This window comes from Faecalibacterium faecis (assembly GCF_040096475.1).
Classification (GTDB): Bacteria; Bacillota; Clostridia; order Oscillospirales; family Ruminococcaceae; genus Faecalibacterium; species Faecalibacterium taiwanense.
This window is the reverse complement of sequence record NZ_JBBMEP010000006.1, coordinates 25,333-43,936: the sequence shown is the minus strand read 5'-3', so window position 1 is coordinate 43,936 and position 18,604 is coordinate 25,333. Positions and strand designations below refer to the sequence as shown.

The following is an 18,604-nucleotide window of genomic DNA, read 5'->3' as shown; positions in this document are numbered from 1 at the left end:
TAGTTTAGCATTCACAAACAATGTTCATCGGTCGAGTTTTTAAGACAAGGCAAACGATGAGACTGCGGTGCGGCTGTGCTGCAGTCACGAATGGGAGGTAAACAACGCATGAGCAAAAAGTATCTGTACTACTTCAGCGAAGGCAATGATGCTTTCGGCGGCGACAAAGTCACCATGAAGAATACTCTGGGCGGCAAGGGTGCTGGTCTGGCAGAAATGACCGCAGCCGGTATGCCGGTGCCGCAGGGTTTCACCATCACCACCGACGCCTGCACCCAGTATTATGCAGACGGCCGTCAGATCAATGACGAGATCACTGCTGATATCTTTGAGCACCTCAAGGGTCTGGAAGAGATCACCGGCAAGAAGTTCGGCGATAACCAGAACCCCCTGCTGGTCTCCGTCCGTTCCGGCGCACGTCAGTCCATGCCCGGCATGATGGACACCATCCTGAACCTGGGCCTGAACGACGAGGCTGTTGAAGGTCTGGCAAAGAAGACCGGCAACGCCCGTTTTGCATACGACTGCTACCGCCGCTTTGTGCAGATGTTCGCGGACGTCGTTATGATGGTCCCGAAGAGCCTGTTCGAGGTCGAGATCGACAAGATGAAGGAAGCCAAGGGCGTCAAGAACGACGTGGACCTGACTGCTGATGACCTGAAGGAACTGGTCGGCACCTTCAAGAAGATCTACGAGGAGAACGAAGGCCGTCCCTTCCCGCAGGATCCCCGTGATCAGCTGATCGAGGCTGTCAAGGCCGTCTTCCGCAGCTGGGACAACCCCCGCGCAAATGTCTATCGTAAGATGAACGAGATCCCCTACGAGTGGGGCACCGCTGTCAACGTTCAGCAGATGGCATTCGGCAACTCTGGCGACCGCTCCGGCACCGGCGTTGCATTCACCCGTGACCCCGCCACCGGCGCTAAGAAGCTGATGGGCGAGTACCTGATCAATGCACAGGGCGAGGACGTTGTGGCCGGCGTGCGCACTCCTTCTCCCATCAGCCATCTGAAGGATCAGATGCCTGAGGTGTACGATCAGTTCGTTGAGATCGCGACCCGTCTGGAGAACTACTTCCGCGATATGCAGGATATGGAGTTCACCATCGAGGACGGCCATCTGTACATGCTGCAGACCCGTAACGGCAAGCGTACCGCTCAGGCTGCTCTGCAGATCGCATGTGATCTGGTGGACGAGGGCATGATTACCGAGCAGGAAGCTGTCCTGCGCGTGGAGCCCAAGCAGCTGGATACCCTGCTGCATCCCCAGTTCGATGCCGCTGCCCTGAAGGCCGCCGAGGTCGTCGGCAAGGGTCTGGCAGCTTCTCCCGGTTCTGCCTGCGGCCAGATCGTCTTTACTGCTGAAGAGGCAGAGGAGATGGTCAAGTCCGGCAAGATGAAGAAGGTCGTTCTGGTCCGTCTGGAGACCAGCCCCGAGGATATCGTGGGCATGCAGGTTTCTCAGGGCATCCTGACCGTCCGCGGCGGCATGACCAGCCACGCAGCTGTTGTTGCCCGTGGTATGGGCACCTGCTGTGTCTCCGGCTGCGGCAATGACAACGAGGTCAAGATCGACGAGGAAGCAAAGACCTTCGAGATCAATGGCCACAAGTTCGTCGAGGGCGACTGGATCTCCATCGACGGCTCTACCGGCAACATCTACGGCGAGCAGGTCGCTACCGTGGCCGCTACCGGCAATAAGAACTTCAACCGCTTCATGGGCTGGGCAGACGCTGCTCGTCAGCTGCTGGTCATGACCAACGCTGATAACCCGCGCGACGCACAGCAGGCAGTGGATTTGGGTGCTGAGGGCATCGGCCTGTGCCGTACCGAGCACATGTTCTTCGCAGAGGATCGCATCAAGGCTGTGCGTGAGATGATCTGCGCACGTACCGTGGAAGAGCGCGAAGCTGCTCTGGCCAAGGTCGAGCCGTTCCAGCAGGGTGACTTCGAGGCCATGTACCGCATCATGGGTGAGCGCCCGATGACCATTCGTTATCTGGATCCGCCTCTGCACGAGTTCCTGCCCACCAAGGACGAGGACATCAAGGAGCTGGCTGCCGATATGGGCATGACCTTCGATGATCTGAAGAACGTGGTTACTTCTCTGCACGAGTTCAACCCCATGATGGGTCACCGTGGCTGCCGTCTGGCTGTTACCTACCCTGAGATCGCTGCGATGCAGACCCGCGCTGTGATCAAGGCTGCTCTGAACGTCTCTGCTGAGACCGGCCATATGATCACCCCGCACATCATGATCCCGCTGGTCGGCGAGGTCAAGGAGCTGAAGTTCGTCAAGGACGTTGTGGTCAAGGTCGCAGACGAGCTGATCGCTGCTGCAGGCGTTGAGATGAAGTATCAGGTCGGTACCATGATCGAGATCCCCCGTGCAGCCCTGACTGCCGGCGAGATCGCCAAGGAAGCCGAGTTCTTCAGCTTCGGCACCAACGACCTGACCCAGATGACCTTCGGCTTCAGCCGTGATGATGCCGCCAAGTTCCTGGGCGCATACTACGAGAACAAGATCTACGAGAGCGATCCGTTCCAGCATCTGGACCAGATCGGCGTTGGCAAGCTGGTCAAGATGGCTGCCCACGACGGCCGCGAGACCCGTCCCGATCTGGGTCTGGGTATCTGCGGCGAGCACGGCGGCGACCCCACGAGCGTGGAGTTCTGCCACAACGTCGGCCTGGACTACGTCAGCTGCTCTCCCTTCCGTGTGCCCATCGCACGTCTGGCCGCCGCTCAGGCTGCGATCAAGAATCCCCGCAAGTGATTGCGTGAGCGCTTGAAAAAGCACCAATAAAACAAACGAACCGCCCCGGTTTCCGCAATGGAAGCCGGGGCGGTTTTTTATACAAAAAAGAAATCGTTTTTTTGTAGCTTTGATGAATTGGCGCAGAGTCATTGACAGCAGAAGGGCAGAAGCGTATCTTTGAAACAGAAAACGGAACCGGGCTATAAATAGCATGTTTCTTTACCTTGCGAGGACACTTTCGTTGTGATGAGGCACGACCCGGTGTGCCGCTTTTTTCATTTGCGGAGATAAAATACAAAAAGTACGGATTATAGTACACATTATCTGTTATGCTCGGTACATGGAAGGCACACACCGGAAAAGGAGCAAAAATGCGAAGGACGTTGAATAAAACAAGGTTTTTGGCCGGTAAAACGGACCCAGAAAATACCAGCCTGTGGCTGCCGCTCTGGATGCATCTGTGGGATACGGCGGGCATCATGGAGCGGCTAGTCCGGCAGTGGCTCCCCGAAAGCGTAAAACGGGCCATGGGCTTTGAGTGCGAGGAAGCGTTGCTCGCGCATGCCCGGTTTTTGGGTGGAATCCATGATATAGGCAAGGCTACGGTAGCCTTTCAGGCAAATATCCTGCGCACCCTGCCGGAGGCGCGGCAGCGGCTGGAAACGTTGACGCCGCTGGACTGTCCTGAACAGAACCGCCGGGAGTCGCCGCATGCCCGGGCGGGCGAGGCAGTCCTGCTGTGGGATGACTGCCCCGGCGGGATCGCCTCCATTGTGGGGGCGCACCACGGCAAGCCACAGAGCTGCGCGGCGGTCGATGATCAGTTAGAGGGTTGGGAGAGCAACTACTACCCCAAGGGACAGAAAAAGGTCTGGGAGGACTTCTGGACAGAACTGCTCATGACTGTTTTGCAGGACTGTGGCTTTGACGACACAGCGGAGTTGGATGATCTGAATCCGCAGGAGGAAGTGCTTCTGACCGGGCTTCTGATCATGGCAGACTGGATCGCCAGCAATACGGAATACTTTCCCCTGATCCCGGTAGAGAAGTTGGGCAGCATGGAGGATTACCCGGCGCGGGTGGACAGGGCTTGGGAAAAACTGGCGCTGCCCTTCCCGTGGGAGGCACAGCCGGGCATCGCAGACCCGCAGGAGTTTGCGGTGCGGTTCGGCTTTGCGCCCAATGCGGTGCAGAGGGCTGTTCTGGAGGCTGTGGATACCGCAGCGGAACCGGGCATCCTGATTTTGGAAGCACAGATGGGCGTGGGTAAAACCGAGGCAGCGCTGGCCGCTGCGGAGGTCATGGCCAGCCGGTTCGGGCTGGGTGGTGTCTTTTTCGGGCTGCCCACACAGGCCACGGCAAACGGCATCTTTCCCCGGCTGCTTGGCTGGGCAGACACACAGTCTGAGGAGACGCTGCCGCAGGCTATAAAGCTGGCACACGGCATGGCAGAACTGAACGAGTGCTATCTGCGGCTGCAGGGGCGCGGGGTGCAGTTGGAGGAGGACGCGCAGGAAGCGCTTCAGGTGCAGGTACACCAGTGGTTTCGGGGAAACAAGCAGGCACTGCTGGCAAACTTTGTGATTGGCACAGTGGATCAGTTGCTGCTGGCGGCACTTGCCCAGAAGCACGTTATGCTGCGGCATCTGGGGCTTGCAGGCAAGGTGGTAATTATTGACGAGTGCCACGCCTACGATACCTACATGAACTGCTACCTGGACCGGGCACTGGAATGGCTGGGCTGGTACAAGGTGCCGGTCATCCTGCTGTCAGCCACCCTGCCTGCCCGGCGGCGCGCGGAACTGGTCGAGGCTTACCAGCAGAAAAAGGCTGTCCCGGACGCCCCATGGAAGACCAGCTGCGGTTATCCGCTGTTGACATGGACGGACGGCGCAGAGGTAAAGCAGACGGCCATCCCACCAGACGCACCCGGTAAAACGGTGCAGCTGACCACGCTCACAGAGCCGGAGCTGCCCGCGCTGCTGCGCCGGAAGCTGGCAGAGGGCGGCTGCGCGGGAGTGATCGTCAACACAGTCAAAAAAGCGCAGAAGATCGCGCAGCTGCTGCGGGAAAGCCTGCCGGACAAAGAGGTGCAGCTGTTCCATGCGCAGTTCCTGATGCCGGACCGCGCAGCGCGGGAAAACCAGCTGATGGCACGCATTGGCAAGGGCTCTGCACCGGAGCGCCGGAACGACCTGATCGTGGTGGGCACGCAGGTAATGGAGCAGTCGCTGGACATTGATCTGGATGTTCTTGTTACAGAGCTTTGCCCCATGGATCTGCTGTTGCAGCGCATCGGACGGTTGCACCGTCACCGCCGCAGCCGCCCCGCCCCATTGCAGCAGGCCTGCTGCGCGGTGCTGGACACCGGGGAAAATGCCTTTGATGCGGGCAGCGAGGCGGTATATGGACAGTGGTTGCTCTGGCGCACCCGGAAGTTTCTGCCCCGGAGCATCCGGCTGCCGGAGGAAATCTCTCCGCTGGTGCAGCAGGTCTACGGCTGGGAGCGGGAAGCTCCCGGTGGAGCGCAGGGGGAGGAAATGCGCTGCGTATATGAGCAGACGCAGGAGAAAAAGAAAGCGCGCGCCGAGGCGTACCTTGTGCCGCAGCCGGAAACGCACCGGCTGGCGCAGTTGAATACGCTGGACGACTGGATGCAGAACGAGGGTGCCCGCTCCGACCCGGCGGCGCGGGCAGCAGTGCGGGACGGCGACCCCTCGGTAGAGGTGCTTGTAATGCAGTGTCGGGCAGACGGCAGCATCCACTTTCTGCCGTGGCAGGAGGGTGGCAGCGCCGTAGCTGCTGACAGCCCGCCCCCGCCGGAAACGGCACTGAAGATTGCCCGGCAGAAGCTGCGGCTCCCGGCGGTGTTCGGCAAAGCGTGGAAGGTGGATAGGGTCATCCGGGAGTTGGAAGCGGATAACCGCAGCCGCCTTGCGGCGTGGCAGCTGTCTCCGCTGCTGCACGGAGAGCTGGTGTTGCTACTGGACGAAAACCTGACCGCCCATCTTGCGGGCATGGAGCTTTGTTATGACCGTGAAAACGGCCTGACCTACCAAAAGGAGGAAACGGATGAAGGAAATCGAATTTAACCTGTTGACGGAGCCGTGGGTCCGGGTTCGTCGGCCAGACAATACGGTGCAGGAAGTTTCTTTGACGGACGCACTGCTCCATGCGCAGGATTATGTGGATCTGGCAGGCGAAATGCCCACGCAGGATGCCGCCGTGCTGCGGCTGCTGCTGGCGGTGCTGTTCACCGTGTTCTCCCGGGTGGATGCAAAGGGAAAACCCCAACCGCTGGCACAGAGCGATGATGCACTGGAGCGCTGGAGCGAGCTGTGGCAGCTTGGGCATTTCCCGGCAGAGCCTGTCCGGGACTACCTGGAGCAGTGGAAGGACCGCTTCTGGCTGTTCCACCCGACACACCCCTTCTGGCAGGTGCCGACCCTTAGCAATGGCATTGCGTTTGACGGAAAAAAGTTGAACGGGGAACGAGCGGAAAGCGGTAATAAAACGCCGCTATTTCAGAACATTTCAAAAGCAGAATGTGCGGTACTCACCTATGCACAGGCAGCTCGATGGCTGATTTATCAAAATGGATACGATGAACGCGGCGGCCGCCCGAAGGCTGGCAATAAGCCAAGGCATGGTGTTGGTTGGCTGGGGCAGATTGGGTTTGTGGCTGTTAAGGGGAAAAATCTGTACGAAACGCTGCTGCGGAATATGGCGTTTTCGACAGAGCAGGATGCTCTACGGGAAAAGCAACTGCCTTGCTGGGAGCGGGAGCACGCCAGAACGGAACAGAGCGTTGAGATTGTGATGCCGAAAAATCAGGCAGAACTTTTGACCCTGCAATCCAGACGCATTTTGCTGATACGCTCAGAAGAAATGCCCGGTGTAGTCGGGTATGAGGTGTTGGGCGGAGACTATTGGGACAGCGAAAATGCGTTTGGCGAGCAAATGACTCTTTGGCGCAGAACATCGAAGGAAAATGAAAAGGTGACCTATGAACCGCAACAGCATGAGATGGGAAAGCAGCTGTGGCGAGAACTTCCCGCCATGCTAGACCCGGAGGGCCGTAAACCGGGTGTTCTGATATGGAATCAAAAGCTGCAAAGTCTGCGAATTCTGAGCAAAAAAGAACAGATCGTGATTAGTGTGGTCGGAATACGATATGACGATCAGGGAGCATCTGTTAAGGATGTGTATACTGACCAGTTGGAAATGCAACTTGCTACGCTAAATGATCTTGGCCGAAAATGGACGGTGCGGATAAACCGGGAAGTACAGCGCTGTGAAGAAACTGCCAAAAACATTGGCACACTGTGCGTGGAACTGAAGCTTGCCGGGGGATTGGACTACAATAAAGTGAAAGGGTTCAAGGATAAGCAAAAGGTAACGGAGGACGCCCGTGCACAATTCTACTTTGCAGTGGATCAGCCTTTCCGGCAGTGGCTGCAGGCGATCGACCCGGAGCAGGACGACCCGGATGAGGCAGCGCTGCGCTGGCAGGCGCAGGCGCGAAACATCGCGGAAAAGCTGGGAAAACAGATGGTGATGGAGGCCGGAAATGCCGCCCTGAAGGGACACCGCATTGTGGTGGATAAGGATAAAAAGACCGAGTGCACCATCCTGTATACCTCGCCAAAGGCCTATAATCGTTTCCGCACAAGGCTTTGGGAGATCTATCCCAAAACAGAACCATAAAGGGGGAATTGTATGAAAACACAGGACGTCAAACTGTATGCGGCGCAGCAGCTGCACAGGCTTCAGGCTCTGCCGGACAACCAGCGGCGGGCAGAACTGGCAAAGCTGCGTCGGGGCATCGGCCACGCACCCGGCGATCTGCCGGAACTGTGGGGAAGCTTTTTGCTGGAAATGCCGGAAAGCTTTCAGGGCCGCAGTGCTCCCTCGGCGGCAGAGTGGGCGGTCTACCTCGCCCTGACCCTGTATGCTATGCATCAGCAGGGGAACGACCGCCTTATGAACTGCCCCGGCAACACGCTGGGGCGTGCGGTGCGGCAGCTGGCAGAGCGGAACAGTGCCGGACAGGACTGGACCGAGGCTAGCGTGCTCCGGCGGTTCAACGCGCTGGCCACCGCAGAAGAAATCACCGAGATCAGCCACCATCTGCGGGGCATGATCCAGCTGTTGAGTGCGGCAAAGGATGGCGGCATTCCGCTGGACTATCCGCAGCTTGCGGCAGACCTGTATGAATTGCAATGCACCGACCCGCGGTATGCGCAGACCCCCGCCAATGTCCGTCTGCGGTGGGGACAGGACCTGTACCGCGACCCGAAGCCTGCACCGGATGAGAAAGAAAAGGAGAATTGATCATGAATAAGCGCCTGTATGTTGATTTCCACATTTTGCAGACCGTCCCGCCCAGCTGCATCAACCGGGATGATACCGGCAGCCCAAAAACGGCAGTGTACGGCGGTGTGCTCCGCGCCCGGGTATCCTCGCAGGCATGGAAGCATGCCATGCGCGCAGCCTTTGCGGAGAATGCTCAGCTGGACGTGGGCAAGCGCACCAAAAAGGTTGCCGATCTGGTGAAGGAGCAGATCCTTCCACTGGCTCCGGATGCGGATGCGGACAAGCTGGCAAAGAAAGCGCTGGAGAATGCGGGCATCAAGTTCGATGAAAAGAGCAAGAAGGATGATACGGTCACCAAGGCGCTGTTCTTCATGAGCACTGCGCAGGCAAAGGCGTTGGCAGAGCTGGCTGTGGAGGGCTCTGCGGATAAAAAGCAGTATCGGGATGCCCTGAAAGCAGCGCCCTCGATGGACATGGCGCTGTTTGGCCGCATGGTGGCAGATGACCCTTCTCTGAACTATGACGCCGCTGCGCAGGTGGCGCACAGCATCTCCACTCATGCTGTGCAGAACGAGTACGATTACTTTACCGCCGTGGATGACTGTCAAGCAGAGGACAACGCCGGTGCAGGCCATCTGGGCACGGTGGAGTACAACTCCTCCACCCTGTACCGCTATGCCACAGTGAACGTGATGGAGCTGGCCGGGCAGCTGGGTGCAGCGCAGACCGCGGAAACGGTGCGGGCCTTTGGTGAGGCGTTTTTGTTCTCCATGCCCACCGGCAAGCAGAACACCTTTGCAAACCGCACTCTGCCGGATGCGGTATATGTGACCCTGCGGGAGGATCAGCCGGTGAACCTGTGCGGCGCATTCGAGCGTGCCGTGCCCCGCAGTGCGCAGGGGTATGCCGCGCCTTCCAAGGCGGCACTGGCACAGTATGCGCAGCAGATGTACAGCAGCTTTGCCGAGGCTCCGGCGCAAAGCTTTACCGTGGGCAGCGGGCTGGAGGAACTGGCTCCGGCGCAGACGGCAAAGGCTATGCTGGACGCACTGGAAAAGGCTGTCCGGGATGCACTTGCCGGAAATGAGGTGGGGTAATGGCAACGCTGTTGCTTCGGCTGGCAGCGCCTTTACAGGCGTGGGGCGCGGACTCCAAATTTGAGACCCGCAAGACGGGCCGTGAACCCACCAAGAGCGGCGTGGTCGGCCTTTTGGCGGCAGCTCTTGGGCTGCGGCGGGACGAGCGCGAAGCACTGCTCCGATTGACCGGGCTGCGGTTCGGCGTCCGCGTGGAGCGGGAAGGGCAGCTGCTGGTGGACTACCACACGGCAAAGACGCAGGATGAAAAGACCTCTTATGTGACCTACCGCCATTATTTGCAGGACGCCGTGTTTCTGGCTGGGATCGAAAGCGAAGATACCGCCCTTTTGCAGCAGCTGCAGCAGGCGCTGCTGCACCCGGCGTTTCCGCTGTATCTCGGCCGCCGCTGCTGCCCGCCTACCCTGCCGCTCTGTCTGGGAGTACGCCCGGGCAGCTTGCAGGAGGTGCTGCAAGCGGAACCGCCCCTGTGTCCGGGACGGCAGAGCCGGATCTTGTTGGACGCCGACCCGCTGGAGCCGGGCACGGCTCCGCAGCGGGATGTGCCGGTGAGCTTTGACCCGCATCATCGGCAGTACGGTTACCGCTCGGTACGGGAGCTTTGGCAGAAAGTGCCGGACAGCCCGGAGACTACGGAGCACGATCCGTTCCGGGAAGTGTAAAAAGGGGGCGAGAGAATGTATTTATCACGGGTAGAACTAGATCCCACCCGCCGCAGCACCATGGCTGCGCTGTCGGCACCGCAAAAACTGCATGGCGCAGTGGAAAGCGCTTTTGCAGGGGAGCGCCGCCGCAGACTGTGGCGGTTGGATCGTCTGGGAGAGCGGTTGTATCTGCTGCTGCTCAGCGAAGATGCGCCAGAGCTGTCCGGCGTGGTGGAGCAGTTTGGCACCGGAGCGGCTGCGGAGACCCGCAGCTACGACCCGCTTTTGCAGCGGGTGGAGCCGGGCAGCTGCTGGCAGTTTCGGCTGACCGCAAACCCCACCAAAAGCTGCAAAGACCCCCAAAACCCCGCAGCGCGGGGAACTGTAGCCGCACATTGCACGACACAGTACCAGAAGCAGTGGCTGTTGGAGCGCGCCGCAAAGCACGGCTTTGCCCTGCGGGAGGAGGAATTTACCGTGACCCGGGTGCAGTGGCAGCACTTTGCCAAGCACGGCACCCGGCCGGTGACCCTGTTGGCAGTGACCTATGAGGGCATTTTGCAGGTGACCGATGCAGAGCAGTTCCGGGCACTGCTGTGTCAGGGCATGGGGCGCGGCAAGGCCTATGGCCTTGGACTGATGACCGTTATGCGCGGAGAAAACTGAGATGGACGAGATGCCGGGCATGATCCGGCCGGACCTGCAGGCGCTGCCGCAGGTGAAAGACCGGATGACCTTTCTGTATCTGGAACACTGCACCCTTGGCCGACAGGACGGCGCAATCACCGTTACAGACGAAAAAGGAATCGTTCAGATCCCGGCGGCTGGCATCTCGGTGCTGCTGCTGGGACCGGGTACACGGGTGACCCACCGTGCCATGGAACTTATGGGTGACACGGGCGTGGGTGCTGTCTGGGTAGGTGAGCACGGTGTGCGGTATTACGCCCATGGCCGTCCCCTGACCACCCACTCGCAGCTGTTGCTGCGGCAGGCAGAGCTTGTCAGCAACACCCGCAAGCACCTGGATGTGGTACGCAGGATGTATCAGCTCCGTTTCCCGGACGAAGATATCTCCCGGCTGACGATGCAGCAGCTGCGGGGACGCGAGGGCAGCCGTGTGCGGCAGGTATACCGCAAAGCTTCCAAGGATACCGGTGTTCCGTGGAGCGGCCGACTGTACCGCCCGGAGGATTTTGCATCGGGAGATGCCGTCAATCAGGCGCTTTCTGCCGGGCACGCCTGTTTGTACGGTCTGGCGCACGCGGTGATCGTGGCATTGGGCTGCGCCCCGGGTCTTGGCTTTGTTCATGTGGGGCACGAGTGCTCCTTTGTGTACGATATTGCCGACCTGTACAAGGCCGAGGTGACCATTCCCATCGCCTTTGAAGTGGCGGCACAGGCTCCGGACGACCTGCCGGCCGTAGTGCGCCGCCGGGTGCGGGATGCCATGGTAGAGCATCATATTTTGGAGCGCATGGTGCACGATATCCGGTATCTGCTCCTGAATGCGGATGAGCGGGAACAGGAGCCGGAAGCTGTTTATCTGTGGGACAACAAAGTGGGCACTGTGGCCAACGGCATCAATTATTTTGAAGAAGAGGGTGATGAAACATCGTAGTTCTCACCATGACGAACTGCCCGCCAAAACTGCGCGGGGATCTGTCCATGCTGGTCCGCGTGGAAGAAAACGTTCCGGCAGAGATCACAGCCCTGACAGGACTCAGCGCTGCGGAATTGCAGCAGGGAACAGAACCACGGGAAGCGCTGAATAGCTTTTTGTTGTTTATTGGCAAAGCCCCACTGGTGGGACATAATATTGCCTTTGATCTGGAGTTTCTGCGCATGACCTGCAAACGATATGGCTTTCCGGCACCGACCAACCGCCAGATCGACCTTGCACAACTTGCCCGCCGAAACCTTACAAGGATCGCAAATTATAAGCTGGTGACGCTGGCACAGCATTTTCAGCTGGCAGAAAAAGTGGAGCATCGCGCCCTGCCGGACTGCCGTCTGATACAACAGGTTTATTGCAAACTGAAGGAAACAGCGGTACAATAGCAACAGGAGACACGGTGCTACGGGATCTTTTTAGTCTTTTCCCCGCACATGCGGGGGTGATCCCATGTGTCCATCATGCTTAAAGCCTTTGATTTGCTTTTCCCCGCACATGCGGGGGTGATCCTGCTTTTTCCCCTCCCCTTTCCAAGCAGTTTTTCTTTTCCCCGCACATGCGGGGGTGATCCCGGCTATTACACAAGCGAGTGGATGCAAAAACTCTTTTCCCCGCATACGCGGGGGTGATCCCGGGCATGGGCTGAAAGAATGGGCTCAACAGCACTTTTCCCCGCATACGCGGGGGTGATCCTGGTTCAGCAGCCGCTGCGCTGCTGCCATCCCCCTTTTCCCCGCATACGCGGGGGTGATCCCAGGAGTTATACGAGTGCAGCGGCTTTGCCGATCTTTTCCCCCGCATACGCGGGGGTGATCCCACCCGGGACTTTGGCAAACCCACCGAACGGTGCTTTTCCCCGCACATGCGGGGGTGATCCCACCCGCACCGGCGTTGCAAGCGGTACTGCGCTCTTTTCCCCGCACATGCGGGGGGTGATCCCCGGGTGACAAGGCCGGTAGGGCTCTTCTTTTGCTTTTCCCCGCATACGCGGGGGTGATCCCCAGAGATCTATGCTAGAGCAGATGGGATATAACTTTTCCCCGCATACGCGGGGGTGATCCGGAGCGGCAGAGCGCCGGCGCGGAATGGTGCGCCTTTTCCCCGCATACGCGGGGCTTACAAAAAAGAACCACGGGCGCAACGGAAAGTGAAATGATATTTCTGGAAAGGAGAACTCTGCAATTTTATCGCCCGCCCAGGCTGCGATCAAGAATCCCCGCAAGTGATCGCGTAAGGGCTTGAACCGACACAAATAACACAAATAAAGCATAACAAATACCCCTCGGTTTCCTGCTGCGGGAGCCGAGGGGTATTTTGCGTATTAAGGGTGGAACGAATGCGCACTGTGATTTTATTCTGCCTTCAGGCGGAGCAAGGTGCCGGACTTTTCAATGCGGTAAAAACCTGCGCTGCCGTCCACGCCGAACTGCAGCTGCAGCTTGAGCGAAGAGTGCGACAGCGCGCGCACCGAAGGCGCGATCCAGTGCACCAGTGCCAGCAGCAGCGGCAGGGTGACGACCAGCTCGGTGGCATCCTGCAGCGCGGCCCAGCACTTCACAGTAGAGCAGCTGGTCCAGATCGATGCGGGAGATGCCGGTCTTGCAGCGCAGGATCAGGCTGCGCTGGTCGGCGCGGCGGCACTCGGCGATCACCGAATCCGTCAGACGGAAAAAGCTGTCCTCCCAGATGGGCTTGAGCTGGTAGAAATAGGCACCCACCACATAGGATTCCACTGCAAACTCGGCGGAAGAAGTAAGAAAGATGATCTTGACGACGTTATCGTACTGCCGGATCTCCTTGGCGGCGGTAATGCCGTTTTCGGCCGGCATGATGACATCCAGAAACAGGATATCGTACCGGGTGCCCTTTTCGATCTCGGCCAGCAGATCCAGCGGGCTGCGAAAGGCTGTGCACTGGATCTGGACACAGCGCTGGGCGCGATATTTTTCCAGCAGGGCAGAGAGCTGGTCCAGAACTGTTTAGTCATCGTCGCAGAAGGCGATCTGGATCATAACGGGTTTAACACATCCTTTGTTCGCGTCAGCCAGAAATTACAGCTGGGCCTTGCCCATGCAGTAGGTCTGCAGCACATCGTAGTTGTCGTCCAGCACCACAAGGTCGGCATCCTTGCCGATCTGGATGGAACCCTTGCGGTCGTCCAGATGCAGGCAGCGTGCCGGGTTGATGGTGCAGGCGTTCAGTGCATAGTTGAAGGGCACCATGGCCTCCTCCACCAGAATGCGCAGGCCCTTGTTGATGTTCAAAGTGGAACCGGCCAGCGTGCCGTTGTCCAGATGGGCACTGCCGTCCGGGTAGATGGTGATATGGTTGCCGCCAAAGATGTACTCGCTGCCAATGGGGGTGCCCTTGGCCATCAGTGCATCCGAGATCATGATGGCGTAATCCGGGCCTTTGCTCATGAAGTAGTTGTTCAGGGCAGCAGGGGTGGAGTGGCAGCCGTCGCAGATGATCTCGCCGTACATGGTGCGGATGCGGTAGGCTGCGCCCACCAGACCGTTGGCGCGGTGGGCGAAGGGGGACATGCCGTTGTACACGTGGGTCATGGAGCGGGCACCGTTGGCATAGGCCATCACGGCCTGCTCATAGGTGGCGGCACTATGGCCGATGCTGACCACCACGCCGTGCTCGGTCAGGTAATGGGTCAGTGCAAACCCTTCGTCGTGTTCCGGTGCAAGGGTCACATAGCGGATGTGGCCGCGTGCTGCCTGCTGGTAGTGCTTGAACTGCTCCACGCTGGGCTTTGCGATGTACTCCGGAGGCTGTGCGCCCTTGTACTTCATATCGAGGTAGGGGCCTTCAAAGTGGATGCCAAGGATCTCGGCACCTTCGTAGCTGCCCTCCATCACGTCGGCCACATTGGCCACGGCGTTGGTCAGCACCTCCACGCTCTGGGTGACGGTAGTGGCCAGAAAGCTGGTCACACCCTCAGAGACGATATGCTTTGCCCAGTAGCGCAGGCCCTCCGGCTTTGCGTCGTTGGTGTCGAATTCGTAGGCACCATGGCAGTGGATATCCATAAAACCGGGCACGATGCGCTTGGAGCCATAGTCCACATCGGCCTGCTTTTCACCATAGGGGAAGATGCCGGTGATCTTGCCCTGCTCCAGCTCGACTGCGGCAGAAATGAACTGGTCGGCGATCCATACTTTTTTGCTCTGGATGATCATATAATCAGCCCTCCGATATCATCATAAAACCTGCATATGCTGCACACGACAGCATAACCATTCTACAGAAAAGTATAGCATTTTCTGGCGGGAATAACCAGCCTTCGCGCGCCTTTTCAAAAAAATTAAGCTGGAAAATGAAAAAACGATCGCAGCTTGCACAAAGAAACAGCGTAAAATCAGAAACCCGGAGCCTTTTTGAGCCGTTTTGGCCGAAAAAAGGTTCCGGGTTTTGTGCATGATCTTTTCAGAGAGCTGTTTTGCAACAGCCCCTTAATATGAAGTAAGCCCCAGGCTTACATCCAAAGCCTGATCCACACGTTTCTGATCTTCCGGCGTGATCTGCCCGGCCCGCTCCCGCAGGCGGTGTTTATCCAGCGTGCGGATCTGCTCCAGCAGCACCACGCTGTCCTTGGCAAGGCCGGTATCCGCTGCCCGGATATTGATGTGGGTGGGCAGGCGGGCCTTGTCCAGCCGGGATGTAATGGCCGCAGCGATCACGGTAGGGCTGTGCCGGTTGCCGATCTCGTTCTGCACGATCAGTACCGGGCGCACGCCGCCCTGCTCCGACCCCACCACCGGCGAAAGATCTGCGTAAAAAACTTCTCCTCTGTGTACCTCCATGGAATCTCCCTCCCTGCATTTGGAGGATGCGCCCCGCTTATGTGATGCGTCCGGCGCATCTTCGTCTGATCTCAGTATGAGCCGGCTGCGCGCCGGTTATGCAGCGCAGGGGATATTCCATTGTATGCACAAAGGCTTATAGAGTTTCCAGTATGCAGAAGGCCAGCGCCATGCCGCCCTCGTGGCTCAGAGAAAGCCGGGCGGCAAGGCCATGGGCCTGCATCCATTCCGCCGTTTGGCCGGAAAAATGATAGGCAGGTGCACCGCTTTCCAGCCGGACAGCCTCGATCTCACACAGGGAGAACGGCTCCCGCAGGCCGGTGCCTGCCGCCTTTAAAAAGGCTTCCTTGGCGGCAAAGTTGGCTGCGGCGCTGGCAAGCCGGTGGGCGGCGCTGCGCCCGGCGGGCAGTGGTTCGTCAAGGCTCAGCGCAGCGCGTTCGGCCTCGCCGTACACCCGGCGGATAAAGGCTGCAGCGTGTGCGCCGGTAAGGCTTTTTTCCAGATGCGCGATCTCGCACAGGTCGCAGCCGATGCCATACAGCATAAAGGCCCTCCTTCTGCCGCATTTGCGGCGGTGCAGGCCGTCAGCCTGCAAAATCAGGACCGGAAATTTTATGCAAACTGTGCAAATCCGGTCTGTTTAGCTTGAAGTTTCCTCGCAATTCGTGTACAATGAATGTAGTTCTTCCTAAGGGGGTGTATTCCGTGAGTGGCGAGACCGCTATTTTTTCGATCCACGACAAAAAGGACTATGAGATCCATGAGATCGTACAGCAGGTGTACGATGCTTTAAAGGAAAAAGGCTATAATCCGGTCAATCAGCTGGTGGGCTATATCTTGTCCGAAGACCCCACCTACATCACGACCTATAAAAATGCCCGTTCCATGATCCGCAAGGTGGATCGTGACGATCTGCTGCAGGCCATGCTGCGCAGTTATCTGAACGTCTGATATCGCTTGTCTGCTCATGCCCCGCCGTCGCTATGATGGCGGGGCTTTTTCATAATAGAATGCAGATGCCGTTTACCGTTACAGCCCCTCCGGTGAAAACGCAATTCAGAAAAATCCGCAGATCTTTCTGAATTGCAACTATATAAAATAAAATTTTCGCTGAAGATGGCCAGAGCGAAACGGAGGCCATTCCAACCGTCACGGCCGGAACGGCAGCGTAAAGATCTGGTTTACGACGACCTCATATTCCCACGGTTCCCGCGCCTTGCGCAGCTGCTTTTCCAGCTTTTCGGCCCCCTCAAACTTGTGGATGAGGTAGAACCAGTGTCCCTTCATGCGGCTCACCGCGCACCCGGCGCTGCCGAACAGTTCGGAGTATCCGTGGTAGAGGTCGTCAAGGTATCCGCGCAGCTCTTCCCGTGCGGCCGGTGCGCCGCCGCGTGCTTCACGGAAGAGCGCCGGGTCCGCAATGATGCCGCGCCCCACCATGATGCCGGACAGCTGCGGATACTGCGCTTCCAACGTGTGCAGGTCCGCAGCGGTGGTCACATCGCCGTTGTAGCACACGGGCATCCGGCACCCGGGCAGGGAGGCAGCAAAAGCGGCACGGTCGGCCTGCCCGCGGTAGAGCTGGCGCATCACACGCGGGTGGATGGTCAGCTCACAGATGGGATACCGGTTATAGATGTCCAGAATGGCAGCAAATTCTGCCGGCTTTTCCACGCCCAGCCGGGTCTTGACCGAGATAGGCCCTTCCGCATTGGCAAATACGGCGGCAAGAAAAGCGTCCAGCTTGACGGGGTCGCGCAGCATCCCGGAACCCTTGCCTTTGGCGGTGACGGTGCCGGAAGGACAGCCGAGGTTCAGGTTCACCTCGGTGTAGCCAAGGCCGCGCAGCTCGCCGATCATCCATGCGGCAAGTTCGCCGTCCTTTGCCAGCAGCTGCGGGATCACCGGTGCGCCGGGGTTTGCCGCAGGGGCAAGCTCGGCCATCTTCTTTTTAATGAGAACCCGGTTCTCCGGCGGGGAGATGAAAGGGGCATAGTAGCGGTCGGCATTGCCAGCAGGGCCGAACCATTTCTGGTGTGCCTGCCGCCACACCCGGTCGGTCAGGCCCTCCATGGGGGCAGCATAGTAATTCATGGGCAAATCTCCAAAGTGTTTGATAGGGATATTGTAACAAAAAACTCCCATCCTGTGAAGTCACAGAACGGGAGAAGTGAGCTTTTTGAAAGATCAGTCTGCAAACAGCGGGGTGGACAGGTAGCGGTCACCGGTATCGGGCAGCAGGACCACGATGTTCTTACCGGCATTCTCCGGGCGCTTTGCCAGCTGCAGGGCAGCATAAACAGCAGCACCGGAGGAGATACCCACCAGCACGCCTTCCTTGTGGCCGATCAGACGGCCGGTGGCAAAGGCATCGTCGTTCTCCACGGCGATGATTTCGTCATACACCTTGGTGTCCAGTACGTCCGGCACAAAGCCCGCGCCGATGCCCTGGATCTTGTGTGCGCCTGCGGTGCCCTTGCTCAGCACAGGAGAGGAAGCAGGCTCTACAGCCACCACCTTGACGTTCGGATCCTTGCTCTTCAGGTACTGGCCCACGCCGGTCACGGTGCCGCCGGTGCCCACGCCTGCCACAAAGATATCCACCTTGCCGTCGGTGTCCTCCCAGATCTCGGGGCCGGTGGTCTCGATGTGGGCCTGAGGGTTGGCCGGGTTCACGAACTGGCCGGGGATGAAGGAATTCGGGATCTCCTTTGCCAGCTCGTCGGCCTTGGCAATGGCACCCTTCATGCCTTTGGCACCCTCGCTCAGCACCAGCTCTGCACCGTAAGCCTTCATCAGCTGGCGGCGCTCCACGCTCATGGTCTCGGGCATCACGATGATGATGCGGTAGCCCTTGGCGGCTGCCACAGCGGCCAGACCGATGCCAGTATTGCCGGAGGTAGGCTCAATGATCACGGAACCTTCCTTCAGCAGGCCCTTTTCCTCGGCATCATCGATCATCTTTTTGGCGATGCGATCCTTGACAGAACCGGCCGGATTGAAGTATTCCAGCTTGGCAATGATGTGGGCAGGCAGCTCCTGCTCCTTTTCAATGTGGGTCAGCTCCAGCAACGGAGTATGACCGATCAGCTGATCTGCGGCAGTATAAATCTTGCTCATTGTAGTTTCCTCTCTGATACAGTTATGGGCACATGTGCCCTGCTGGACGACCCGATTCTAAAACCTTTATACCAACATCATTTGTGGGTTTGATGGTATTATAGACCCGTTCTGTGCGGTTGTCAATGGATTTTTTGAAAAAAGTGGGATTGAAATATTATTTACCCTGTTGTATAATAGGTTAAA

16 protein-coding genes and 1 CRISPR repeat array are annotated in these 18,604 nt (G+C 58.5%); of the genes, 10 read left to right on the top strand and 6 right to left on the bottom strand.

What is annotated here, in order from left to right; genetic code table 11:
* Positions 1-108: 108 nt before the first annotated feature.
* From ppdK to WMO17_RS04195, 9 genes are all read left to right on the top strand, one after another.
* Positions 109-2,775: a pyruvate, phosphate dikinase gene (ppdK, locus tag WMO17_RS04235; protein WP_349137547.1), complete on the top strand. Its 2,667-nt coding sequence runs from the start codon at positions 109-111 to the stop codon at positions 2,773-2,775.
* A 353-nt stretch (positions 2,776-3,128) separates the two neighbouring features.
* Positions 3,129-5,849 carry a CRISPR-associated helicase Cas3' gene (gene cas3, locus WMO17_RS04230; RefSeq protein WP_349137546.1) on the top strand — a complete coding sequence of 907 codons (2,721 nt, stop codon included), beginning with the start codon at positions 3,129-3,131 and terminating at the stop codon, positions 5,847-5,849.
* Positions 5,830-7,464, top strand: a complete 1,635-nt coding sequence (casA, locus tag WMO17_RS04225; protein ID WP_349137545.1) for a type I-E CRISPR-associated protein Cse1/CasA — start codon at positions 5,830-5,832, stop codon at positions 7,462-7,464. Before cas3 ends, casA begins: the two co-directional genes overlap by 20 nt.
* Positions 7,465-7,476: 12 nt before the next feature.
* Positions 7,477-8,091, top strand: a complete 615-nt coding sequence (gene casB, locus WMO17_RS04220) for a type I-E CRISPR-associated protein Cse2/CasB (RefSeq protein ID WP_005942572.1) — start codon at positions 7,477-7,479, stop codon at positions 8,089-8,091.
* A 2-nt stretch (positions 8,092-8,093) separates the two neighbouring features.
* Entirely contained in the window at positions 8,094-9,170 is a 1,077-nt protein-coding gene (gene cas7e / locus WMO17_RS04215) for a type I-E CRISPR-associated protein Cas7/Cse4/CasC (RefSeq protein ID WP_349137544.1), read from the top strand.
* Entirely contained in the window at positions 9,170-9,832 is a 663-nt protein-coding gene (gene cas5e / locus WMO17_RS04210) for a type I-E CRISPR-associated protein Cas5/CasD (protein WP_349137543.1), read from the top strand. Before cas7e ends, cas5e begins: the two co-directional genes overlap by 1 nt.
* Before the next feature lie 15 nt (positions 9,833-9,847).
* A complete protein-coding gene (gene cas6e, locus WMO17_RS04205) occupies positions 9,848-10,480 on the top strand; it encodes a type I-E CRISPR-associated protein Cas6/Cse3/CasE (protein WP_349137542.1) in 633 nt (210 codons plus the stop codon).
* 1 nt (position 10,481) lies between these two features.
* Entirely contained in the window at positions 10,482-11,432 is a 951-nt protein-coding gene (cas1e, locus tag WMO17_RS04200) for a type I-E CRISPR-associated endonuclease Cas1e (protein WP_349137541.1), read from the top strand.
* A 47-nt stretch (positions 11,433-11,479) separates the two neighbouring features.
* Positions 11,480-11,872, top strand: a complete 393-nt coding sequence (locus tag WMO17_RS04195) for a 3'-5' exonuclease (protein WP_349137540.1) — start codon at positions 11,480-11,482, stop codon at positions 11,870-11,872.
* Between the two features lie 35 nt (positions 11,873-11,907).
* A CRISPR array of direct repeats spans positions 11,908-12,363; the repeat unit is 28 nt; unit sequence CTTTTCCCCGCATACGCGGGGGTGATCC.
* Between the two features lie 511 nt (positions 12,364-12,874).
* Here the strand turns inward: WMO17_RS04195 and WMO17_RS04190 are convergent.
* The 4 genes from WMO17_RS04190 to WMO17_RS04175 form a co-directional block, all read right to left on the bottom strand.
* Positions 12,875-13,405, bottom strand: a complete 531-nt coding sequence (locus WMO17_RS04190; RefSeq protein WP_349137577.1) for a LytR/AlgR family response regulator transcription factor — start codon at positions 13,403-13,405, stop codon at positions 12,875-12,877.
* Between the two features lie 132 nt (positions 13,406-13,537).
* Positions 13,538-14,674, bottom strand: coding sequence for an N-acetylglucosamine-6-phosphate deacetylase (nagA, locus tag WMO17_RS04185; RefSeq protein WP_097777211.1), 1,137 nt, complete (start codon positions 14,672-14,674; stop codon positions 13,538-13,540).
* 273 nt (positions 14,675-14,947) lie between these two features.
* Positions 14,948-15,298, bottom strand: coding sequence for a type II toxin-antitoxin system PemK/MazF family toxin (locus tag WMO17_RS04180; protein WP_005942608.1), 351 nt, complete (start codon positions 15,296-15,298; stop codon positions 14,948-14,950).
* 136 nt (positions 15,299-15,434) lie between these two features.
* The gene (locus tag WMO17_RS04175; protein ID WP_097774455.1) at positions 15,435-15,842 is read right to left on the bottom strand and encodes a holo-ACP synthase; all 408 of its coding nucleotides are present in this window, start codon (positions 15,840-15,842) and stop codon (positions 15,435-15,437) included.
* 161 nt (positions 15,843-16,003) lie between these two features.
* Between WMO17_RS04175 and WMO17_RS04170 the strand changes: the two genes are divergently transcribed.
* Positions 16,004-16,249, top strand: a complete 246-nt coding sequence (locus WMO17_RS04170) for an IreB family regulatory phosphoprotein (protein ID WP_097774456.1) — start codon at positions 16,004-16,006, stop codon at positions 16,247-16,249.
* Positions 16,250-16,447: 198 nt separating this feature from the next.
* Here the strand turns inward: WMO17_RS04170 and WMO17_RS04165 are convergent, their stop codons facing one another.
* A complete protein-coding gene (locus WMO17_RS04165; RefSeq protein ID WP_349137539.1) occupies positions 16,448-17,392 on the bottom strand; it encodes a tRNA dihydrouridine synthase in 945 nt (314 codons plus the stop codon).
* Between the two features lie 93 nt (positions 17,393-17,485).
* Positions 17,486-18,418, bottom strand: a complete 933-nt coding sequence (gene cysK / locus WMO17_RS04160; protein ID WP_349137538.1) for a cysteine synthase A — start codon at positions 18,416-18,418, stop codon at positions 17,486-17,488.
* Between the last annotated feature and the right edge of the window lie 186 nt (positions 18,419-18,604).